Source organism: Compostibacter hankyongensis (assembly GCF_039541075.1).
Classification (GTDB): domain Bacteria; phylum Bacteroidota; class Bacteroidia; order Chitinophagales; family Chitinophagaceae; genus Compostibacter; species Compostibacter hankyongensis.
This window is the reverse complement of the sequence record NZ_BAABFN010000001.1, coordinates 305582-324186: the sequence shown is the minus strand read 5'-3', so window position 1 is coordinate 324186 and position 18605 is coordinate 305582. Positions and strand designations below refer to the sequence as shown.

Annotated in this window: 19 protein-coding genes; 6 read left to right on the top strand and 13 right to left on the bottom strand. The window is 54.6% G+C overall.

What is annotated here, in order from left to right:
- Positions 1-10 precede the first annotated feature (10 nt).
- From ABD851_RS01255 to ABD851_RS01230, 6 genes are all read right to left on the bottom strand, one after another.
- On the bottom strand, positions 11-805 hold the full coding sequence (locus ABD851_RS01255; RefSeq protein ID WP_344974044.1) for an amidohydrolase: 795 nt from the start codon (positions 803-805) through the stop codon (positions 11-13).
- A gap of 67 nt (positions 806-872) precedes the next feature.
- Positions 873-1349, bottom strand: a complete 477-nt coding sequence (locus ABD851_RS01250) for a regulatory protein RecX (protein WP_344974041.1) — start codon at positions 1347-1349, stop codon at positions 873-875.
- Between the two features lie 2 nt (positions 1350-1351).
- Positions 1352-3673 carry an ATP-dependent helicase gene (locus tag ABD851_RS01245; RefSeq protein WP_344974038.1) on the bottom strand — a complete coding sequence of 774 codons (2322 nt, stop codon included), beginning with the start codon at positions 3671-3673 and terminating at the stop codon, positions 1352-1354.
- A gap of 125 nt (positions 3674-3798) precedes the next feature.
- Positions 3799-4011 (bottom strand): type II toxin-antitoxin system VapC family toxin, encoded by a 213-nt coding sequence (locus ABD851_RS01240; protein WP_344974035.1) that lies wholly within the window; start codon positions 4009-4011, stop codon positions 3799-3801.
- 217 nt (positions 4012-4228) lie between these two features.
- On the bottom strand, positions 4229-4444 hold the full coding sequence (locus tag ABD851_RS01235) for a hypothetical protein (RefSeq protein ID WP_344974032.1): 216 nt from the start codon (positions 4442-4444) through the stop codon (positions 4229-4231).
- A gap of 164 nt (positions 4445-4608) precedes the next feature.
- Positions 4609-5826, bottom strand: coding sequence for a hypothetical protein (locus ABD851_RS01230; protein WP_344974029.1), 1218 nt, complete (start codon positions 5824-5826; stop codon positions 4609-4611).
- A 238-nt stretch (positions 5827-6064) separates the two neighbouring features.
- On the opposite strand from ABD851_RS01230, the gene ABD851_RS01225 reads away from it, so the two are divergent.
- Entirely contained in the window at positions 6065-7195 is a 1131-nt protein-coding gene (locus tag ABD851_RS01225; protein ID WP_344974026.1) for a GNAT family N-acetyltransferase, read from the top strand.
- 7 nt (positions 7196-7202) lie between these two features.
- On the opposite strand, the gene ABD851_RS01220 is transcribed toward ABD851_RS01225, so the two are convergent.
- The 5 genes from ABD851_RS01220 to asnS form a co-directional block, all read right to left on the bottom strand.
- On the bottom strand, positions 7203-8300 hold the full coding sequence (locus ABD851_RS01220; RefSeq protein ID WP_344974022.1) for a fatty acid desaturase family protein: 1098 nt from the start codon (positions 8298-8300) through the stop codon (positions 7203-7205).
- Between the two features lie 119 nt (positions 8301-8419).
- The gene (locus tag ABD851_RS01215) at positions 8420-9610 is read right to left on the bottom strand and encodes a chromate transporter (protein WP_344974019.1); all 1191 of its coding nucleotides are present in this window, start codon (positions 9608-9610) and stop codon (positions 8420-8422) included.
- Positions 9611-9629: 19 nt separating this feature from the next.
- On the bottom strand, positions 9630-10586 hold the full coding sequence (locus ABD851_RS01210; protein WP_344974016.1) for an isopenicillin N synthase family dioxygenase: 957 nt from the start codon (positions 10584-10586) through the stop codon (positions 9630-9632).
- A 38-nt stretch (positions 10587-10624) separates the two neighbouring features.
- A complete protein-coding gene (locus tag ABD851_RS01205) occupies positions 10625-11275 on the bottom strand; it encodes a hypothetical protein (protein WP_344974013.1) in 651 nt (216 codons plus the stop codon).
- Positions 11276-11353: 78 nt separating this feature from the next.
- On the bottom strand, positions 11354-12787 hold the full coding sequence (gene asnS, locus ABD851_RS01200) for an asparagine--tRNA ligase (protein ID WP_344974010.1): 1434 nt from the start codon (positions 12785-12787) through the stop codon (positions 11354-11356).
- Positions 12788-13164: 377 nt separating this feature from the next.
- Between asnS and rho the strand changes: the two genes are divergently transcribed.
- Positions 13165-14865 (top strand): transcription termination factor Rho, encoded by a 1701-nt coding sequence (gene rho / locus ABD851_RS01195; RefSeq protein WP_344974007.1) that lies wholly within the window; start codon positions 13165-13167, stop codon positions 14863-14865.
- A gap of 129 nt (positions 14866-14994) precedes the next feature.
- On the opposite strand, the gene ABD851_RS01190 is transcribed toward rho, so the two are convergent.
- Positions 14995-15180, bottom strand: a complete 186-nt coding sequence (locus ABD851_RS01190) for a hypothetical protein (RefSeq protein ID WP_344974004.1) — start codon at positions 15178-15180, stop codon at positions 14995-14997.
- A gap of 223 nt (positions 15181-15403) precedes the next feature.
- On the opposite strand from ABD851_RS01190, the gene ABD851_RS01185 reads away from it, so the two are divergent.
- Positions 15404-16066: a DUF2461 domain-containing protein gene (locus ABD851_RS01185; RefSeq protein WP_344974001.1), complete on the top strand. Its 663-nt coding sequence runs from the start codon at positions 15404-15406 to the stop codon at positions 16064-16066.
- Positions 16067-16156: 90 nt separating this feature from the next.
- On the opposite strand, the gene ABD851_RS01180 is transcribed toward ABD851_RS01185, so the two are convergent.
- Positions 16157-16585 carry a hypothetical protein gene (locus ABD851_RS01180; protein ID WP_344973998.1) on the bottom strand — a complete coding sequence of 143 codons (429 nt, stop codon included), beginning with the start codon at positions 16583-16585 and terminating at the stop codon, positions 16157-16159.
- Between the two features lie 183 nt (positions 16586-16768).
- Between ABD851_RS01180 and ABD851_RS01175 the strand changes: the two genes are divergently transcribed.
- From ABD851_RS01175 to ABD851_RS01165, 3 genes are all read left to right on the top strand, one after another.
- Positions 16769-17815, top strand: a complete 1047-nt coding sequence (locus tag ABD851_RS01175; protein ID WP_344973995.1) for a HEPN domain-containing protein — start codon at positions 16769-16771, stop codon at positions 17813-17815.
- Between the two features lie 168 nt (positions 17816-17983).
- A complete protein-coding gene (locus ABD851_RS01170; protein ID WP_344973992.1) occupies positions 17984-18124 on the top strand; it encodes a hypothetical protein in 141 nt (46 codons plus the stop codon).
- 18 nt (positions 18125-18142) lie between these two features.
- The gene (locus ABD851_RS01165) at positions 18143-18604 is read left to right on the top strand and encodes a class I SAM-dependent methyltransferase (RefSeq protein WP_344973989.1); all 462 of its coding nucleotides are present in this window, start codon (positions 18143-18145) and stop codon (positions 18602-18604) included.
- Position 18605 lies beyond the last annotated feature (1 nt).

Here is an 18605-nt window from a genome sequence, read left to right as displayed (position 1 = left end):
AGAGGCATGATCACAGCCGGATATCAAAGCGGTCGGCATCCTTCAGAAAGGGATACCGTGCCCGGGCCCCGGCCAGCTCCTCAAAGGAAAGGGTGATGGTGAAGCAGTCCTCATCGTCCGTCTTGCCGTAAAGCAATTCCCCCAGGGGACCCACAACGGAAGAGCCGCCCTGATAGCGGATGCCGTTCCCGTCGGTGCCGACGCGGTTCACCCCGATCACATAGCACTGGTTCTCGATGGCGCGGGCCCGCAGCAGGGTATCCCAGGCAGCCGCCCGGGAAGCCGGCCAGTTGGCCGGATACAGCAAGATGTCGTAAGAAGGATCATCGTTCTCCCGGCCGGCCGTCTGCCGGCTCCAGACGGGGAAGCGCAGGTCGTAGCAGACCTGGAGCAGCAGCTTCCAGCCATTTACCCGGACGATAAGGCGGCGGTTGCCGGCGGTATACTGCCGGTCTTCTCCGGCATAGGCAAAAAGATGCCGCTTGTCGTAATACCCCACCCGTCCGTCGGGCATCACCCACAGCATGCGGTTGTAATAACCGCCCTGGTCCTCCACGATAAGGCTACCGGTGAGGATCACCTTTTTTTCGCGGGCCAGCCCTTTCATCCACTGCAGCGAAGGGCCGGCCATGGATTCGGCCAGCTTTTCCGGCTGCATGCTAAAACCGGTGCTGAACATTTCAGGCAGCACAATCACCTGCGTGCGCTCCTTCAGATCGGCGATCTTTTCCCGCAGCATGCCGAGGTTCGCAGCTTTGTCTTCCCAGTAAAGGTCGGTCTGGATGAGGGTCAGGGTAAGGTCCATTTTTTTAGGTGAAGGGTGAAAGGTAAAGGGTGAAGGGCATTTAATGATTTACCCGATCAGCACATTATCAAATCGACTTTAATATCTCCTCCATCACCTGCCGGATATCATCTGGCTCATACCCTTTCTGCAGGAGGTATTGCTGCGTCCGGGCCCGCCTTACCAAATACTGGCATCCCTTCAAGGCGGCGTATTTCTGCAGGGCCAGCCGCTTCAGCGTGTTCCGATAGTCTTCCTCCGGTATCTCCTCCATGGCCTTGCGGATACAGTAGGGCGATACCTGCTTGAGCTGCAGCGCTGCCCGGATCTTCCGGCGCCCCCACTGCTTCATGCGGAATTTCCCCCCGGCGAAGGCTTTGGCATACCGCTCCTCATTTAAAAAGCCTTCCGTGATCAGGCGGGAGAGTATCTCCTCCACGTCGGCGCTCCGCATGCCCAGCGTATACAGCCTGTTCCGCGCCTCGGCATGCGCCCGCTCCTGGTAAGCGCAGTACTGCCGCATCTTTTGCAGGGCCTGTTCCGGTGTCAGGGATTTACGATACACGTCTATTCTTCCTTACGTACCATACGCAGCTTGGCGTAGTTAAGCATGATCTTTTTCTCACCGCCGCCCTGGGGAAAGAAGATGGTGGCAATACGGTTGTTGGGATTGCCTTCCATACGCAGCACTTTGCCGAAACCAAACTTGAGGTGCTCCACTTCCACGCCCGCCTCAAAGACAGCCGGATCATCCGGCGCGAAATCCGGCGTGGGCACATGAGCCACTACCTTGCTGCTGCCCCCGGTCTTCGGGGCCGGCCGGGCCGTACTTCCGGCTGCAGCGCCGCCACCCGGCTGCCGGTGCATCCGCTCATAAGCACTTTCTTTCCACAGGCTGCCGCCCCGCGGCACGTTGCGCATGCCGCCTCCCGCAAAGCTGTGGTCCAGGTGCTCCTCGGGAATTTCCTGTAAAAAACGGCTGGGCTCGTTCTGCATCAGGCTGCCGAAACGATAGCGGCTATTGGCATAGGTCAGCCACAGCTTCGACTTGGCCCGCGTAACCACCACGTAAAACAGGCGACGCTCCTCTTCCAGCTCTTCGCGGGTATTCACCGCCATGGCATTGGGGAAGAGGCCCTCTTCCAGCCCCACCGAAAAAACACAGGGAAATTCGAGCCCCTTGGCTGCATGGATGGTCATCAGTCTTACCACGTCAACGTCGTCGCCGCCCTGATCGGCATCCGTAAGCAGGGATATCTGCTGCAGATAAGCCCCGAGACCGCGTTCTATCAGCTCCCCGTCTTCCGTAGGCGTTTCGGTAAACTCCTTGATGGAGTTCAGCAGCTCCTGGATATTTTCGTACCGCGCCACCCCCTCGGTGCTTTTGTCGTTAAACAGCTCCCGGACCATGTTGGTGGACTTGCCCACCTGTACCGCCACTTCATACGCATTGTGCTTTTCCGCCAGCACGCGGAGACTTTTGATCATGGTCACAAAGCCCTCGATGGCCTCCAGCGCTCCCGCCCGGAAACCATACTCGCCGGCCCTTTCCAGCACTTCCCAGAAGGTGATGTCCTGCTCGCCGGCCAGCAGCGTTACTTTGTCCACGGTGGTTTTTCCGATGCCCCGCGCGGGATAGTTGATGATGCGGCGAACCCCTTCCTCGTCGCGGGGGTTGACAATAACCCGCAGATAGGCCAGATAATCCTTGATCTCCTTGCGCTGGTAGAAGGAGAGACCGCCGTAGATCCGGTAGGGGATGTTCATACGGCGCAGGCTTTCCTCAAAGCTGCGGCTCTGGGCGTTGGTCCGGTACAGGATGGCAAAATCCTTGTTGCTGTAGTGGTTGCGCAGCTTTTGCTCGGCGATGGCGTCCGCGACGAATTTTCCTTCTTCGTTATCCGTCATGGTGCGGACCACGCGGATCTTCTCCCCGTCGGCATTATCCGTCCACAGTATTTTTTCGATCTGGGATTTGTTATTGCCGATGATCTTGTTGGCCGCGTTCAGGATGGACTTCGTGCTGCGGTAATTCTGTTCCAGCTTTACCACCTTCACATCTTCATAATCGTTTTCAAACTGCAGGATGTTCTGGATCGTGGCCCCGCGGAACGAGTATATGCTCTGGGCATCGTCGCCCACCACGCAGATATTCTCATAGACCGCGCCGAGCAGCTTGATCACGGCATATTGGGCGGGGTTGGTATCCTGATATTCGTCGATGAGGATGTATTTGAACTTATGCTGGTATTTGTGCAGCGCTTCGGGAAACCGGGTGAGCAGCTCATGCATCTTGAACAGCAGGTCGTCGAAGTCCATGGCCCCGTTTTTAAAGCAGCGCTTTACATAGAGGTCGTACAGCTTGCCCATCATGGGGCGGTTGCTCCGCGTGTCTTCCTGCTGGATATAATAATCGTGCTCATATTCCTGGGGGCTCACCAGGCTGTTCTTTGCCGCCGATATGCGGTTCAGCACCTGCCCGGGCTTATAATGCTTATCATCGAGATTCTGCTCGTTGATGATCGTTTTCAGCACGCTTTTGGCATCGTCCGTATCGTAGATGGTAAAATTGTTGGGGAATCCCAGCCGGTGCGCCTCTGCACGCAATATCCGGGCAAACACGGAATGGAAGGTGCCGATATACAGGTTACGCGCTTCGGTGCTGCCCAGCATATGCTCCACCCGCTCCTTCATTTCACGGGCAGCCTTGTTGGTAAAGGTGAGGGCCAGTATGTTAAAGGCGTCCACACCGCTGTGCAGCAGGTGGGCGATCCGGGTGGTCAGTACCTTGGTTTTCCCAGAACCGGCGCCGGCGACGATCATCAGGGGGCCGTCCATATGCAATACCGCTTCGCGCTGCGGCTCATTCAATCCTGCCAGATAGTCCATGAAATATACTCGTATTGGGTACGTGGAATTTTTTGTAAAAATACGGGAAGCTGCCCGGAAATCGAAGCGGAAAGTAGGATTGTGCCTTCTGGCATCTAATGTCGCCGCAGGAAGATAACTCCTGATTATTCCAGGTCGTTCAGTGTAATGCTTTGTATTTCCCGGACAGCGGTCAGTCTTACATCATTCGTCAAAAAGTAATCAGCTTTGTATTCTATGGCGGTCGCCAGCTGAAGTGCATCAGGTGTCCGAAGATTGTATCTGGCCCTTAATGCAGCAGCTTTTTCCGCAATTGGATTTCCGATTTCATAAATTTCAATTCCCGCAGCATTCAGCAAATCTCCTTATATTGCTGAACAAGCTGAGTTTGTCCTTCTCTCAATGGTTTTACCAGAACTTCCAACAAGGTCAGGGAAGAAGTTATAAATGCAAAATTACCTTTGTCGTTAGAGGAAAAGAGCTGCTGTAGTTGAAGTTGATAGACAGAATGTCCTTCGATAAAATAGATCAGCGGCGCTGTATCCAAAAATACCTGCTTTGAACGAAAATCAGCGATCACCATTGCCTTTCTTCGTCTACATATTTATCGATATTTATATCGTTCCACACTGCTCCCCCCACCCCGGAAATAGCCGAAAGCCCTACTTTTTTGTTTTTTACGGCCGTTTTCCGGATCAATAAAGCAATCTTCTCCAAAAGCGTTAGCTGCTCTTCTTCATTAAGTTGCTTTACTTTTGACAGAATATCATTTATATCAATAGTTGCCTGCATAGCTACTTATTTTTCAGTAACCTCGACCCTTATCTCGGAATAATTTGACTCGAGTTTCCAAATTTACAACTAATTTCTCAATACCTTTTCTCTCAGGCCGCTTTGCCGGGCTGCAGCTGCGGGCTTAAGCATTTTTTACTCACCCACAGCACCTGCAAGCCGGGTTACCGGTTAAACGGATACTCGTTGATCCAGTGAAAGCCGCGGTTTACCAGCAGGAATTCGTCCGGTTTTTTTCGCCGCATCATGATTTCCAGACTATCCTCCCGCAGCTTCCCGCGGAGCACCAGGCGGGCGCTGTCCGGACATTCGTAACGGAACCGGTATTTCGTTGCCGTATCCGGATTGGAAAAGAGAAGGACCGTTTTCTGCAGGGTATCCGGCCGAAAGCCATAGTAGACAGACCCGCGCTCATCCATCCTCTGCACGGTGGCATAGCCCGGATAGTCAATGATGAGCCGTCTCCATCGCAGGGTATCCGTCAACAGCGGAGGCAGGGTATCCCTGCCCCGGACAAAGGTCTCCACCTCGTAGATGCCGTACAAAGGAGGACGCTGTCTGTTGTCTCCGTATTGCTGCAGACCTTGCCAGCCGCCGGAGATATTCCTGTACAGGAATAAGAGGATCAGCAACCCCTTCAGGACGATCCTCGTCCAGCGGCTCCAGGAACGGGTAAAGACAGGCCGGATATCTGCGGGCGGCGCGGTGCGGTTGAGGATAAAAAGGCGGGTCAACCGCGGAAAGTCCTGCAGCAGGATAAAAATTGCAGCCAACAGCAGGTTGCTGGAATACAGTTTCACCGGAATGTCATAACAGAAATTCATCATGACCACATTGCCCATGACACCCACTGCGATGCAGGCGCCCAGCAGGGTAGTCCGACGAAAAAACAACAGAAAGCCGCCCAGCGCTTCAAAAAAGCCCGTAAAGAAGTTGAATGCTGTGGAATATCCCATAAAGGTCCACGCCAGCCCCATGGGAGAAGATTGCCCGTAAGGTTCCAGCAGGCGGATCAGCGAGGGAAAGGGAAATTGGCTCTTGAATATCTTGTAAAAACCGTAGCTCATCAGGGCGATAGCCAGGCTGTAACGCAGGTAGACCATCAGCCAGTACTTCAGCCTGCGGTAGCTGGCTCGTTTATGATCCGCCAGGCTCCAGACCAGACATCCGGCCAGGGAGACCAGCACCATTACCAGCACCTGCACGTAGTTATAGGTGGTATCTCCGCTGCCGTTTGGCTTTACCGTAATGGCACTGCCCAGGTGAAGAATATGTCTGCCCGTCCAATGCACGGCCGGGTCCCATAGAAAGCCCAGGGGCAGGGGGAGGAAATACAGCCCAAAATAAATACAGCAAAAGCGGAAAAGTACTTTTTGCAGCATACGCTTTATTTTTTTATCCGAAGTTACATTTATTCGTGTTGGAGAAAAGTTAAATATGTTCCTATTTTTCTTTTCGCAATTCCTCTAAACCGCAGTATTTTTGTATCGCCATGCGATATGCCGCAAGGCCTTGAGAAGGTTATGCCTGCCGCCACTTGAAAACCTTTTTGATGACAGCAACCGTTGTGATGTAAGATAAGGGCTGTTGTGTTTTTGTCTCTTTTAAGCGAAGGCAGATATGATGTATTGCAAAGCGGTTACCGACCAGTCCACAGTCCGGAAATTCCTTGAAGTTCCCCGTATGCTTTACCGGAACGATCCCAACTGGATCTGCCCGCTGGATGACGATATCCGCGCCGTCTTCGATCCGCAGCGGAATAATTTCTTTCAACACGGCGTCTGCAACCGCTGGATCCTCGAAGACGAGACCGGAAACCCCATCGGCAGGATCGCCGCTTTTGTCAACAACGAGAAAGCCGGCAAAAATCCGCAGCCGACCGGCGGCACCGGTTTTTTTGAATGTCCTAACGACCACGATGCGGCCCGTCTTCTTTTTGATACCGCCAGGGATTGGCTTCGCGCACAGGGCATGGAAGCGATGGACGGCCCGGTCAACTTCGGAGAGAACGACAAATACTGGGGATTGCTGGTGGAAGGCTTCAAGCCGCCCAGCCTGGGGATGAACTACAATCCGCCTTATTACCGCGAGCTGTTTGAATCCTATGGTTTTAAAAAGCTATACGACCAGTATACCAATTTCCTCGACGCCCGCGAGCCGCTCCCCGAGCGGTTTACCAAAATTGCAGACTGGGTCATGCAGAAGCCGGAATACAGCTTCCGGCATTTTTCAAAAGCAAAGCTGGAAAAGTTTATCGCCGACTTCTGCGAAATCTATAACGACGCCTGGAGCGATTTCGAAAATTTTACCCCCATCGTCCCCGCCACCATCCGGGAATCCTTCCGACAGATGCGCCCTGTCATGGACGAAAAGATCATCTGGTTTGCCTATCACCGGGAGGAACCCATCGCCTTTGTGGTATGCCTTCCCGATGTGAACCAGCTGCTCAGGCATGTGAACGGAACGCTCAACCTCTGGGGAAAGCTCAAGTTCTTTTGGTATAAGCATGTCCGTAAGCCGGACCGGCTGCGAATCATCGTGATGGGCTGCAAAAAGCGGTTCCAGAATCACGGCATCGAATCGGCCCTCATCCGCTGCCTGCAAAAGGAAGTGCTGCCACGAGGCACCATCACGGGCGTAGAGCTGGCCTGGGTAGGGGATTTTAACGAAAAGATGCTGGCTATACACGCCGCCACCGGCGCAAAAAAGGACAAGGTACACCGGACTTACCGCTACCTGTTCGGAAGCTGACCCTCGCCTACATCGTTTCCTCAAAGATATTTTCGGGTATCCTGTTCTGCTTCAGCAGCCGGTAGTGGTTCACCAGAGTGGTAACCAGAGGATAGCTGTGATACGGCAGGTTATGCCGCGCCGCCTCCTCCCTGAGAATGGCTGTGGCCTCCGGGTAGAACACATGGTTCACCTTCGGAAAAAGATGATGCACGACATGGTAGTTGAACGATCCCATAAAAAAGCGGATAAACCAGTTGTCATGAATGACGTCATTGGTATTGCGGATCTGATGCACAAACCAGGGATGACCGATGAGAAGGCGCTCGTCGGGCAGGGGAAACTCGTTTTCCGTGTTGGCATGCGGCGAAAGCAGTACCAGCAGGGAGAAGATACTGGCCGTAAACATCATGATCAGAAAAACACCAATGGCTTTCCAGAGGCTGATCTTTAGCACCAGCACCGGCAGGACGATGATGTAAAATAAAAAGAAGGCCTTGAAGATAAACAGCTTTATGTATTCGGAACGGGGGATGTCCACGACCTTCCAGACCGGCTTGCTCCGGTTGAAAAAATCCTTGAAATCGCGCACCAGCAGCCAGTTCAGCAGATACAGCGGATAGATCAGCGGCAGATAGATATGCTGGTACCGGTGGATGCGGCTGAAAGGGCCGTGCGGGAAGATGCGGGCCAGCGTGCTTTGCTCGATATCGCTGTCCCAGCCCATGATGTTGGGGTAATTGTGATGCAGCCGCGTATGGCGGACTTTCCAGACATAGCTGTTGGCGCCCATGAGATCAAAGAAATGCACATACAGCTTGTTCAGCCGGGGACTTTTCCACAGCACGCCATGCACGGCATCGTGAATCTGGTTCAGGAAAATAAGCACCAGCATGATGCCCATCAAAAAGTAAGCCCCGTACAATACGGCTGACTGGCGGCCATAACAGAGCGCCAGCACATAGGCAGCGATATAAACCAGCGGGAAAAGAATGGCTTTGAATACAATCGTAGCGCGCCGCCGGGGCTCAAGCTCCCGGACCTTGTCGGATACCCGTTTTTTTATTCTCAAAAACACGGTATCGTCCGGGGATTTTACAAATACCGGCTTCAGGGTTTTTTCCATAACCACAGTCCTTTTATACGAATCTTTACATCCGTAGCAGGTTCATGCGGAAGGATAGCGTACTGCAAATTTACGGAACAATCTGAAAACGCAAACAGGCGACGGGAGAAAGCAGTCGTTCAGCTGATCCATCCCAGCAGCAGGCAGCCCACCACGATCAGCGGGGGCGGCACACGGGTAAACTGCAAGACACAGAAGGTGCCGACCATGACCACGAGGTTAAACCATGCAAAGGGAATGGCATTGAAGAGAATAAGCGTATACGCCCACATGATCCCGACCACCACCGCATTGATCCCTTCGAGGGCGCGGAAGATGTAGACATATTTTTTCAGGTTGTGCCAGATGGGATAAAAAAACAGCACCAGCAGGAGGGTAGGCAGGAAGATGCCCACCGTGCTGATCAGACAGCCGGCTATCTGCATGGCTGCCCCGGAAGGACGCATGACCATGCCCCCGATATAGGAGGAAACGGAAAAGACCGGTCCGGGCATGGCCTGCACCATCCCCGCTCCCGTCAGGAAGTCGCGCGTGGACATCAGCGGCATCATCCCGTGATTGACGGGCCGGGTTACAAACTGGTCGAACATCATCGGGATCAGCACCTGCCCGCCGCCGAATACGAGGCTGCCGAAACGGTAAAAGTTTTCAAACAGGTTAAAGGCCCTGCGGTCCTGCCAGTTATGCACCCGGGCATATTCGCTGAAGAAACCGGCCAGGATAAAAACGGCGGCGAAAAGCCAGATGTTGGTCCACTGTATCTTCCGGGGCGGTACGGGATGTTCGGGAATGCGTTTGCTGCTGAAGTTGGATACGATGCCGCCCAGTATGATCAGCACGGGAAACAGGCCGGGCCCTTTAAACAGGGCCGCCGCCAGGATGGCTCCCGCCATGATATAAGCCGTGGCGGCGTTCTTGATGCTGATACGGAAAGCCTTGAAGGCGGCATAGGCCAGGAAGCCTACCGCCATCGGCTGTACGAACTTGAAGATGCTTTTGTCGATATAGTACATCACAAACGACAAAAGGCCCATCAGGATGGAAGCGGGAGTAATCCAGATCAGCAGGGTCAGCACGGCCAGCGGCACGCCGCCGCGTTTGTAACCGATCAGCGTTACCGTTTGCGTGGAGGAGGCGCCGGGCAGCAGCTGGCAAAAAGCATTGTACTCCAGCAGCTCTTCCTCCGTAACATCCCGCCGCTGCTGTACAAAGGTCTTCAGCATGATGGCGAGGTGACCCTGCGGGCCGCCGAAGGCGGTCAGGCTGTACCAGAAAACGGTTCTCAGGAAAGGAAGATGACGTAGTAGCATTGACCGGGTCCGCAGCTTTTTATTTTTTCAATCCTATTTCGCGAAGCCGTTCCTCCAGGTATGCCCCGGCGGTAACGGGAGGATACTGCGCGGGGATTGCGTCGCTGACACAATCCGCCAGACAGGTAAGGTCCATCTCCGACTTCGGATGCAGGAAAAAGGGAAGCGAATAACGGGAGGTATGCCATTGCGCCCTGGGGGGATTCACCACCCGGTGCGTGGTGGACTTCAGCTTATTGTTGGTCAGCCGCTGAAGCATATCGCCCACGTTCACTACGATCTGACCCGCACCGGCCGTTACGGGCGCCCACTGTCCCGACTTGTCCTGTATCTCCAGCCCCTCTGCAGATGCCCCCACCAGCAGGGTGATCAGGTTGATGTCCTCATGCTGTTCCGCCCGGATGGATGAAGCCGGTTCGTTCCGGATAGGGGGGTAATGAATCGCGCGGAGAATAGAATTGCCGTTGTGTATCTTTTCGTCAAAGTAATGCTCCTCCAGCCCCAGGTAGAGGGCGATGGCCTGCAGCAGGGAAGCGCCTGCATCTTCAAAGGCCCGGTACAGCTTTTGGGCCGCGGGGGTAAAGCCGGGGATCTCTTTTACCGTCAGGTTTTCGGGATATTCGGCCTTCAGCCGGGCATCGTCTTCTACCGTTTGCCCGAACTGAAAAAACTCTTTCAGGTCCGGCGCATCATATCCTTTGGCATGCTCTTTCCCGAAAGAGGTATAGCCGCGCTGCCCGGCCAGCCCTTCCGGCTCGTAACGCCGTTTCACGGTTTCCGGCAGATCGAAAAACTCCTGTACATATTTATAGAGTTCACCGATCAGTCCGGCCGGGATGCCGTGGTGCTCCACCGTCACGAAACCAACCGCTTCAAATGCCCTTCCCAGCTGTGCGGCAAAAGCGCTTTTACGGCCGGTATCGCCCGCCGTAAAGGCCGAAAGATCTACCACGGGTATAGCAGCGTGCATAGACATCGTGCGTGTGTTTGGTAATATTGTAAATGTAATAATAATTAGGGGATCTCATAATCCACCAGGCGCGTTTCCTCCACCTTGACACCCCCTGCCCGGATCACCATATAAACGATGCCCACATCGCGGGCTATATAATAATCGGCCGTGAGGGTCGTCTCCGCGGGAAAGCCGGGTGGAAGGTAATCCGGAGCAAGGTTCATCTGCACATGCACCACCTGCGGGAAGGTCTGGCTGCCGACCTGCAGGCTGATCTCCCGGTCCAGGATCACAAACTGTGCCGTACCCCCGATACCCTTGTAAGACAATCGCTGGGTCCAGCTGCTGTCGGCCGGGCTGCCGTCTTTGAGATAAAGCAGGGGGCCGGAGATGAAATCGGGTGGAAAGAAGCTGTTGAGCAGGTAGTAATCCACTCCGGACTTGCCCATGTAGCCGGTCCAGCTACTGTCGGCCGTGCTCATGGTAAAAGCAAAATAGGAGATGCCGTCGCGCGTTGTCTGCTCGCCGGTGGCTTGCATGCTGAGCGTATCGGAAGACTGTGCGGATACGTACTGCCAGCTGGCGCCTTTCTTCACCGGCTGATAATCCATATTGCCGGTGGGATCGTAGGGCCGCTCCGTACTTTTCTCTTCACGGCAGGCAACGGCCGTCAACAGCAGGAGAAAGCAGGTATAACGGATTGTCTTTCTCATCGTGTTACAGAAACATGATAGCATCATCCGGGCAGGGTGCTGCTGTTTCAAAAGTACAAAAAATGCGGTTGCCGCGTGTCAGAATGAGATGTTCCTGGGCGTACGCGGGAAGGGGATCACGTCGCGGATGTTGCCCATACCCGTGATAAACTGGATCAGCCGTTCGAAACCGAGGCCAAATCCGGAATGGGGACAGGTGCCGAAACGGCGGGTATCCAGGTACCAGTACAGTTCCTCCGGCGATATATGCTGGACTTCCATACGCTGCAACAGCCGGTCGTACCGCTCTTCGCGCTGGGATCCGCCGATGATCTCGCCGATACCCGGGAACAGCACATCCATGGCGGCAACCGTTTTGCCGTCGTCGTTCTGCCGCATGTAAAAGGCCTTGATCTCTGCGGGATAATCCGTAACGATCACCGGCTTTTTAAAGTGCTTTTCCACGAGATAACGCTCGTGCTCACTCTGCATATCCATACCCCAGGAGACCGGGTACTGGAACTTCTTCTTCTTTTGATAAGGGCTGTTCTCCAGCAGGGCTATTGCCTCGGTATAGGTCAGCCGCTGGAAAGGCTGGTCCAGGCAAAACTTCAGCTTTTCGAGCAGACCCATTTCGCTGCGCTGCTGCTGGGGCTTTTGCTTTTCCTCTTCGTCGAAGCGTTTGCCGAGCAGCTCCAGGTCGTCCCCGCAATGCTCCAGGGCGGCGGCGATCAGGTATTTCAGCATTTCTTCGGCCAGGTTCATGTTGTCTTCCAGCTCATAAAAGGCCATCTCCGGCTCTATCATCCAGAACTCGGCCAGGTGCCGGGCGGTGTTGGAGTTTTCCGCCCGGAAGGTGGGACCGAAAGTATAGACTTCCCCGAGACCCATGGCGCCCAGCTCCCCTTCCAGCTGTCCGGATACCGTGAGATGGGCGGGGCGGCCGAAAAAGTCCTGCCGGAAATCGGGGTTCCCTTCGGCGCTGCGGGGAATATCATTCAGATCAAAGGCGGTAACCCGGAACATCTCGCCGGCGCCTTCGGCGTCCGAAGCGGTGATGATGGGCGTGTGCAGGTATACAAACCCTTTTTCGTTAAAAAAGCGATGTATGGCAAAAGCCAGCGCATGGCGCACCCGGAATACCGCTCCGAAAGTGTTGGTGCGGAAACGCAGATGGGCGATCTCCCGTAAAAATTCAAGGCTGTGTTTTTTGGGCTGCAGGGGATAGGTATCCGGATCGCAGTCTCCCAGGATAGTGATCTCCGTGGCTTTCAGCTCTACCTGCTGACCCTTTCCCGGGGAAGGTATCACCGTACCCGTAACGCTCAGCGCCGCGCCGGTAACGATCCGGCGCAGCAGCGCCGGGTCGGTTTGCTCCCGGTCAACCACTACCTGCAGACTGGCGGACGTGGACCCGTCGTTAAGGGCGATAAACTGGTTGTTCCGGAATGTGCGGACCCAGCCCTTTACGGTGGTTTCATAACCGGAGCGTCCGGATTGCAGCAGCGTTTTGATCTTTACACGGGGGTGCATGCGCGTTGAATTATGTTTTTTGGGGGAACAAAGATACAGTTAAACTGTCTTTAAAATAAACCGCTCCGGGAATTCTGCCGTCCCTGCCGGGCCCGGCAGCAGCGCCCGGTCCCCAAACCGCCGCTTTCGGCGGAAGCGCCCGCGGGGTAACGGTTACATAATATTTATTTGGCAGATACAAAAATTTATCGTAATGTTGCACTTGCATCTGCCTGATATGATCACTGATATTTCCGCTTCTGTCAGCAGTCCTTTTCCCAAACAGCGATTAGACTATTCATTATTTATTGGCGATTAACCTTGTAAAACGTGGAATTTGTGGCGGGGAATTTCCCTATGCGTTTCTTACGCAATTCTAAAACTATTTTCAAAAATTTATGTACGACATCTTGCAACTGAACGATATGATCGTTCCTGAACTGCATGACATTGCGGAAGAGCTCGATATTCCCGGTGTCAAAAAATTAGACAAGCAGACGCTCATCTATAAAATATTAGACAAACAAGCAGTTATGGCCCCTGATGATACCACGGCCGGTAAGGAAGGCAGCGGGGAGAAAAAGCCCCGGCGCAAACCGGGCAGGCCGCCGAAAAGCGAAAGCGCTCCTCCCAAAGCAGCTGCCGCTGCCGCTCCCGAAGCCGATGAAGAAACCCCGGCAGACACTCCCGCGCGGCGAGGCCGTAAACCGGGCAGGCCACCCAAAAATGAAGCCGCTCCTGCCGCATCCCCCAAAAAGGAACCGAAAAAAGAAGAACACCCCGAGGAAGGATTATTTGCCGCTGCTGCTCCTGCCACACAGCCGGCACCCGCTAAGGAAACACCGGAGGAAGAAGCCCCCTCCGCTGCAGAGGACCCCGAAAACGAGGTACGCGAACCCCTGCCCGGCGAACCTTCCGCCCCTTTCCGTCCCCGTTATCAGCAGCGTAAGGAGCCCAGCAGCAGCCCTGCCTTTAATATCGAATTTGACGGCATTATCGTCAGCGAAGGCGTGCTTGAAATGATGCCCGACGGATACGGCTTCCTCCGCTCCTCCGATTATAACTACCTCAGCTCCCCGGATGATATCTATGTATCTCCTTCCCAGATCAAGCTGTTCGGCTTGAAAACGGGAGATACCGTACGCGGATCTGTACGTCCGCCCAAGGAAGGGGAAAAGTATTTTGCCCTGCTGAAGGTGGAAACCATCAACGGCAAGAACCCCGACGAAGTGCGGGACCGCGTTCCGTTCGATTATCTCACCCCGCTGTTTCCGCATGAGAAGCTGAACCTGGTGACCGCTCCCAACAATTATTCCACGCGGATCATGGACCTGTTCACCCCCATCGGAAAGGGGCAGCGCGGACTTATCGTAGCGCAACCCAAGACGGGTAAAACCATGCTGCTGAAGGAAGTGGCCAACGCCATCGCCAAGAACCATCCGGAATGTTACCTCATGGTGGTGCTCATCGATGAAAGACCGGAAGAAGTGACCGACATGGAGCGCAGCGTAAATGCAGAAGTGATCGCCTCCACGTTCGACGAGCCCGCCGAAAAACACGTGAAGGTATCCGGCATCGCCCTCCAGAAGGCAAAGCGCCTGGTGGAATGCGGACACGATGTGGTGATCCTGCTGGACTCCATCACCCGTCTCGCACGCGCCCACAATACCGTTATGCCGGCCTCCGGCAAGGTGCTGAGCGGCGGCGTGGAAGCCAATGCCCTGCACAAACCCAAACAGTTCTTCGGCGCCGCACGTAAGATCGAAAACGCCGGCTCGCTGACCATCCTGGCCACTGCCCTGATCGATACCGGCTCCAAGATGGACGAAGTGATCTTCGAGGAATTCAAGGGTACGGGCAACATGGAGCTGCAGCTGGACCGCAAGCTGTCCAACCGCCGCATCTTCCCCGCCATCGATGTAACGGCATCGTCTACACGCCGCGACGATCTCCTGCTGGAAAAGGATGTGCTGCAGCGTATGTGGATCTTACGCAATCACCTCGCGGATATGAATACGGAAGAATCGATGAACTTCCTGCTCAACCAGATGAGAAATACCAAGAGCAACGAGGAGTTTCTTATTTCCATGAACCGCTGATCCCCCTTACAAACAGATAAAATAAAAAACCGGCCGGAGAGATCCGCCGGTTTTTTATTTTTTAACGGCCGTAAGCTGTTTGATCGCGGCCTTACGGATGCTCCGGAGCCCAACGCAATACCGGGCAGCTTACCAGCCCCGTTTTTTCTGTTGCCCCGGTGCAAAGGGCTTGGCCGACTGGGTGCCGTATATCTTCTTGGCCTGCCCGGGCGGCACCTTGCCGCTGCGGTGGGAAACCGTGCGGTAGCTGCAGCCCGCGGTCAGCAGCGCAATTATTACCGGCAGCACCAGCCAGCTGATTGTCTTTTTTGTCATATTAAGCCAATTTATTCTTTCTTATGCGAAAATGCTGCCAGATTTTTTACTGCTCCCCTCCGGGTCGCCGGAAGGGCGAGGCCGGAGCCCGGGTCTAAAGAAGCCGGGCGCCCGGTCTAAATATAATTAGCGCGCGGAGCAACGCCGAAAGCAGTGCGCTCCCGGTGCCCGCCTGCCCGAATTTTTATTACATTTGAAGCCCTGAAACCAAATAAAGCGCCCTATGCTGCAACCCGCCACGCTTACATTTTTACGCCAGCTGAAACGAAACAACAACCGGCCCTGGTTCGAGGCGCATAAAGACAAATACCTGGAAGCCAAAGCCGATTTCGAAGCATTTGTTGAGCAGGTCATTACTGCATACGGCCAAACGGATACCTCCCTGGCCGGGCTGGAGGTCAAGGATTGCGTGTTCCGCATATACAAGGATGTACGTTTCTCCAAGGATAAAACGCCTTACAAATCCAATTTTGCAGCCGGCTTCAACAAAGGAGGCAAACGGGTGCATCTGCCCGGGTATTATCTGCATATTGAGCCGGGAGGCAATCATTTTTGCGGAGGAGGGATCTGGATGCCGGCGGCACCGGAGCTAAAAAAAATACGGCAGGAGATCGATTACAACCTGGATGAATTTCTGGGCATTATCCGGGAAAAACAATTCCGGAAGCTGTTCGGGGAGCTGAATACGGAAAGCGCGCTGAGCCGCCCGCCCCAGGGCTATTCTGCCGACAACCCCGCCGTCGATTTTCTAAAACTGCGGAGCTTTATCGTGGGCAGCAGCTTTTCGGATGCCGAAGTAGCCTCACCCAAGCTGCTGAAGCTGATCCTGCAGCGTTTTACCGCCATGAAGCCGCTGATCGACTTCCTGAACCGCGCCATGGACTGATGCTCAGGTGCAGCGTTCACTGTTCCGGCGCAAGGCGATATTGCTTCAGCCGTGCCATGGACTGATCCGGGCATGGCCGGTCTTGCCTGATCAGCCCGTCCTCGTCTTTAAAAGCTCCAGCGCCGATTCCAGGGATTTGATGGTCGCCGCCTGTACCGAGATGAGCTCGTCTTTTGCGGCAATAATGCGGTCCCGCGCGGCAATCGTTTCGTTTTTGGCAGCGATAAGGGCCTCAAATAATTCCCGGAAAGCAGGATCGGGCTCCTCCAACGCCTGGCGGGAAACCGGACCGTCCTCCTGGTCCTCCCGGGGCAACAGCATGTCTCCCTTCCCGGTCAGCACCCATTGCATGTTCAGTTCGGGATACGCTTTGCGAATGGCGCCGATCTTCCCCTGCTGGATCTGGCCGGCCTTATCCAGATAGGCGTTCCCCAGCCCGGTGCGACGGTAAAATTCGGGCTTGCCTATACTTTTTGCGGTGAGAAAGGTCAATAGCCTGCCCTTCTGCGTATTTTCCATAATAGAAAAATTTATGAAGGCACTTCTTACATTAGAAAAGAAGTGCTATATTTGAGAAAGAAAGAGATCAGGAACGGTCCCTTTCTGCCACACCGGTCCGTACCTCGTGAAGATACAAAATAATTTACCCGGGTCCGGCCCCGGCCAGCGTGCAATACTGCCTTCATCCCTCAATACCTGCTCATGGAATCTGTATCTGCTGCTCCTGCCGATGCTTCGGGGATAATGCCCCGCCCCGTAGAAACGCTCGGCGATTTTCTCAGCCGCTATGACCTGGCCACCGTCAGGCAGCACCTCTGGTCTTTGCTGGAAGGGGCGGTAAACGCCGGCGGCCAGCCCAAGCCTGCGGCCTCCCTGCTCCGGTTCTGGAAAGACCTGGAGCTGTTCATGGAAAAGATCTTCCGGGCCGATCCCGAAATTTTCCGGCTGGCGGTACTCCGGTCCGGCCATGCTTCGCCGGGCCATATCATCCGGTTTATCGCGGCTGTCGTTCGTCCCGAAAAGATATTTGTGGTAGAAAACAAGCCGGCGACGGGAGAAAAAGCCGGCCGCTTCGATCTGCTGATCGTAATACCCGACAAGGAACAGCGCAGCTTCAAAGCCTACGAAACGGTCATCGGGCTGGGATGCATCGGCGCTGCGGACGTTTCCTGCTCGCTGCACAAGGCAGACAGGCTTTATCCCCTGCTCCGTTCAGGGCATCCGTTTTACTCTCGGGTCTGCACTTCTGAAAACATGGTCTATGACGACGGGCATACCGGTCTGCCCGCTCCCGATCCGGCAATGAAGGCAGCCCTCACCGCGCAGATGCGGGAAGTTTTTACCTGCGGGTTGAGCCGGTCGGCATCTTTTCTTGACACGGCGGGCTTCCACCGGCGAAAGGGAGAAACAGCGATGGGCGCCTTTATGCTGCACCAGGCTGCCGAGCAGGTTTTCAGGAGCACTACCCTGGCGCTGCTGGATCACCAGGAGCCCACCCATTCCCTCCAGCAGCTAAAAAAATATTGCAGGCGCTGCGCTCCGCAGCTCAACACCGTTTTCCCGGAAGATACCGCCGCCGAACAACAGCTGCTGCAGCTCCTGGAAAAAGCGTATGTGCAGGCCCGTTATACGGATCATTATACCGTCAGCCCGGCAGAGCTGGATCTGCTTTTCCAGCGGGTTATCCTGTTGCAAAACATAGCCCGGGAAGTATTTGAAGAAAAGATAACGGCCTTCTCGCGAAGCTGACCACGCCGGCAATTACCGGCAAAGACTATGGCGCAGCAAGCAGCAACCCTTGACCCATGGCTACCGACCGGAGCGCATCGGCTATCGCCAATGATCGCCGGCGTTTGCAAAAGAGAGGTGATTATCTTATTTTGTAAGCAGCGCCATACCTGTCCTTAAAGAAGCTACATGCAGAAAAAAGCCGTCAATTATTTCAATGCGCTGGGCAACCGGGTAAACAAGCTCCTGTTTAAAAGCGGGAGACCCATACCCTATAAGCCCGCAGCAATCCATTATCCCGGACATTACCTGCTTTATGATTCCGCCTGACGCGGCCTGGAAGGCATTGTGGAAGATATCATCCGCCGTTTCGATATAGACACCGGCTCCTGTCTGGAATTCGGCGTTGAATTTGGCTTTTCCACCACCGTTTTTGCCAATTATTTCAAAACGGTTACGGGCGTAGACCTGTTTACCGGCGATCCGCATGCCGGTCGCCACGAAAATAATTTCTTACAGATGCAGGAAAGCGTGCGGCCCTGGCCCAACATCTCGCTGGTGCAGGCAGATTACCGCGACTTTATCCGGGAGCACGGCGGGCATTACGACATGATTCATGTAGATATCATTCATAATTTCCGGGACACCTTCCGCTGCGGCCTCTGGGCCGCGCAGCATAGCAAGGTCACCCTCTTCCATGATACGGAAAGCTATCCGGCCGTAAAAAGAGCGGTCAGCCGGGTAGCGCGGGAAACGGGCAAACAGTTTTACAACTATCCCCGTTTCTTCGGGTTGGGGATTATTGCCTGAA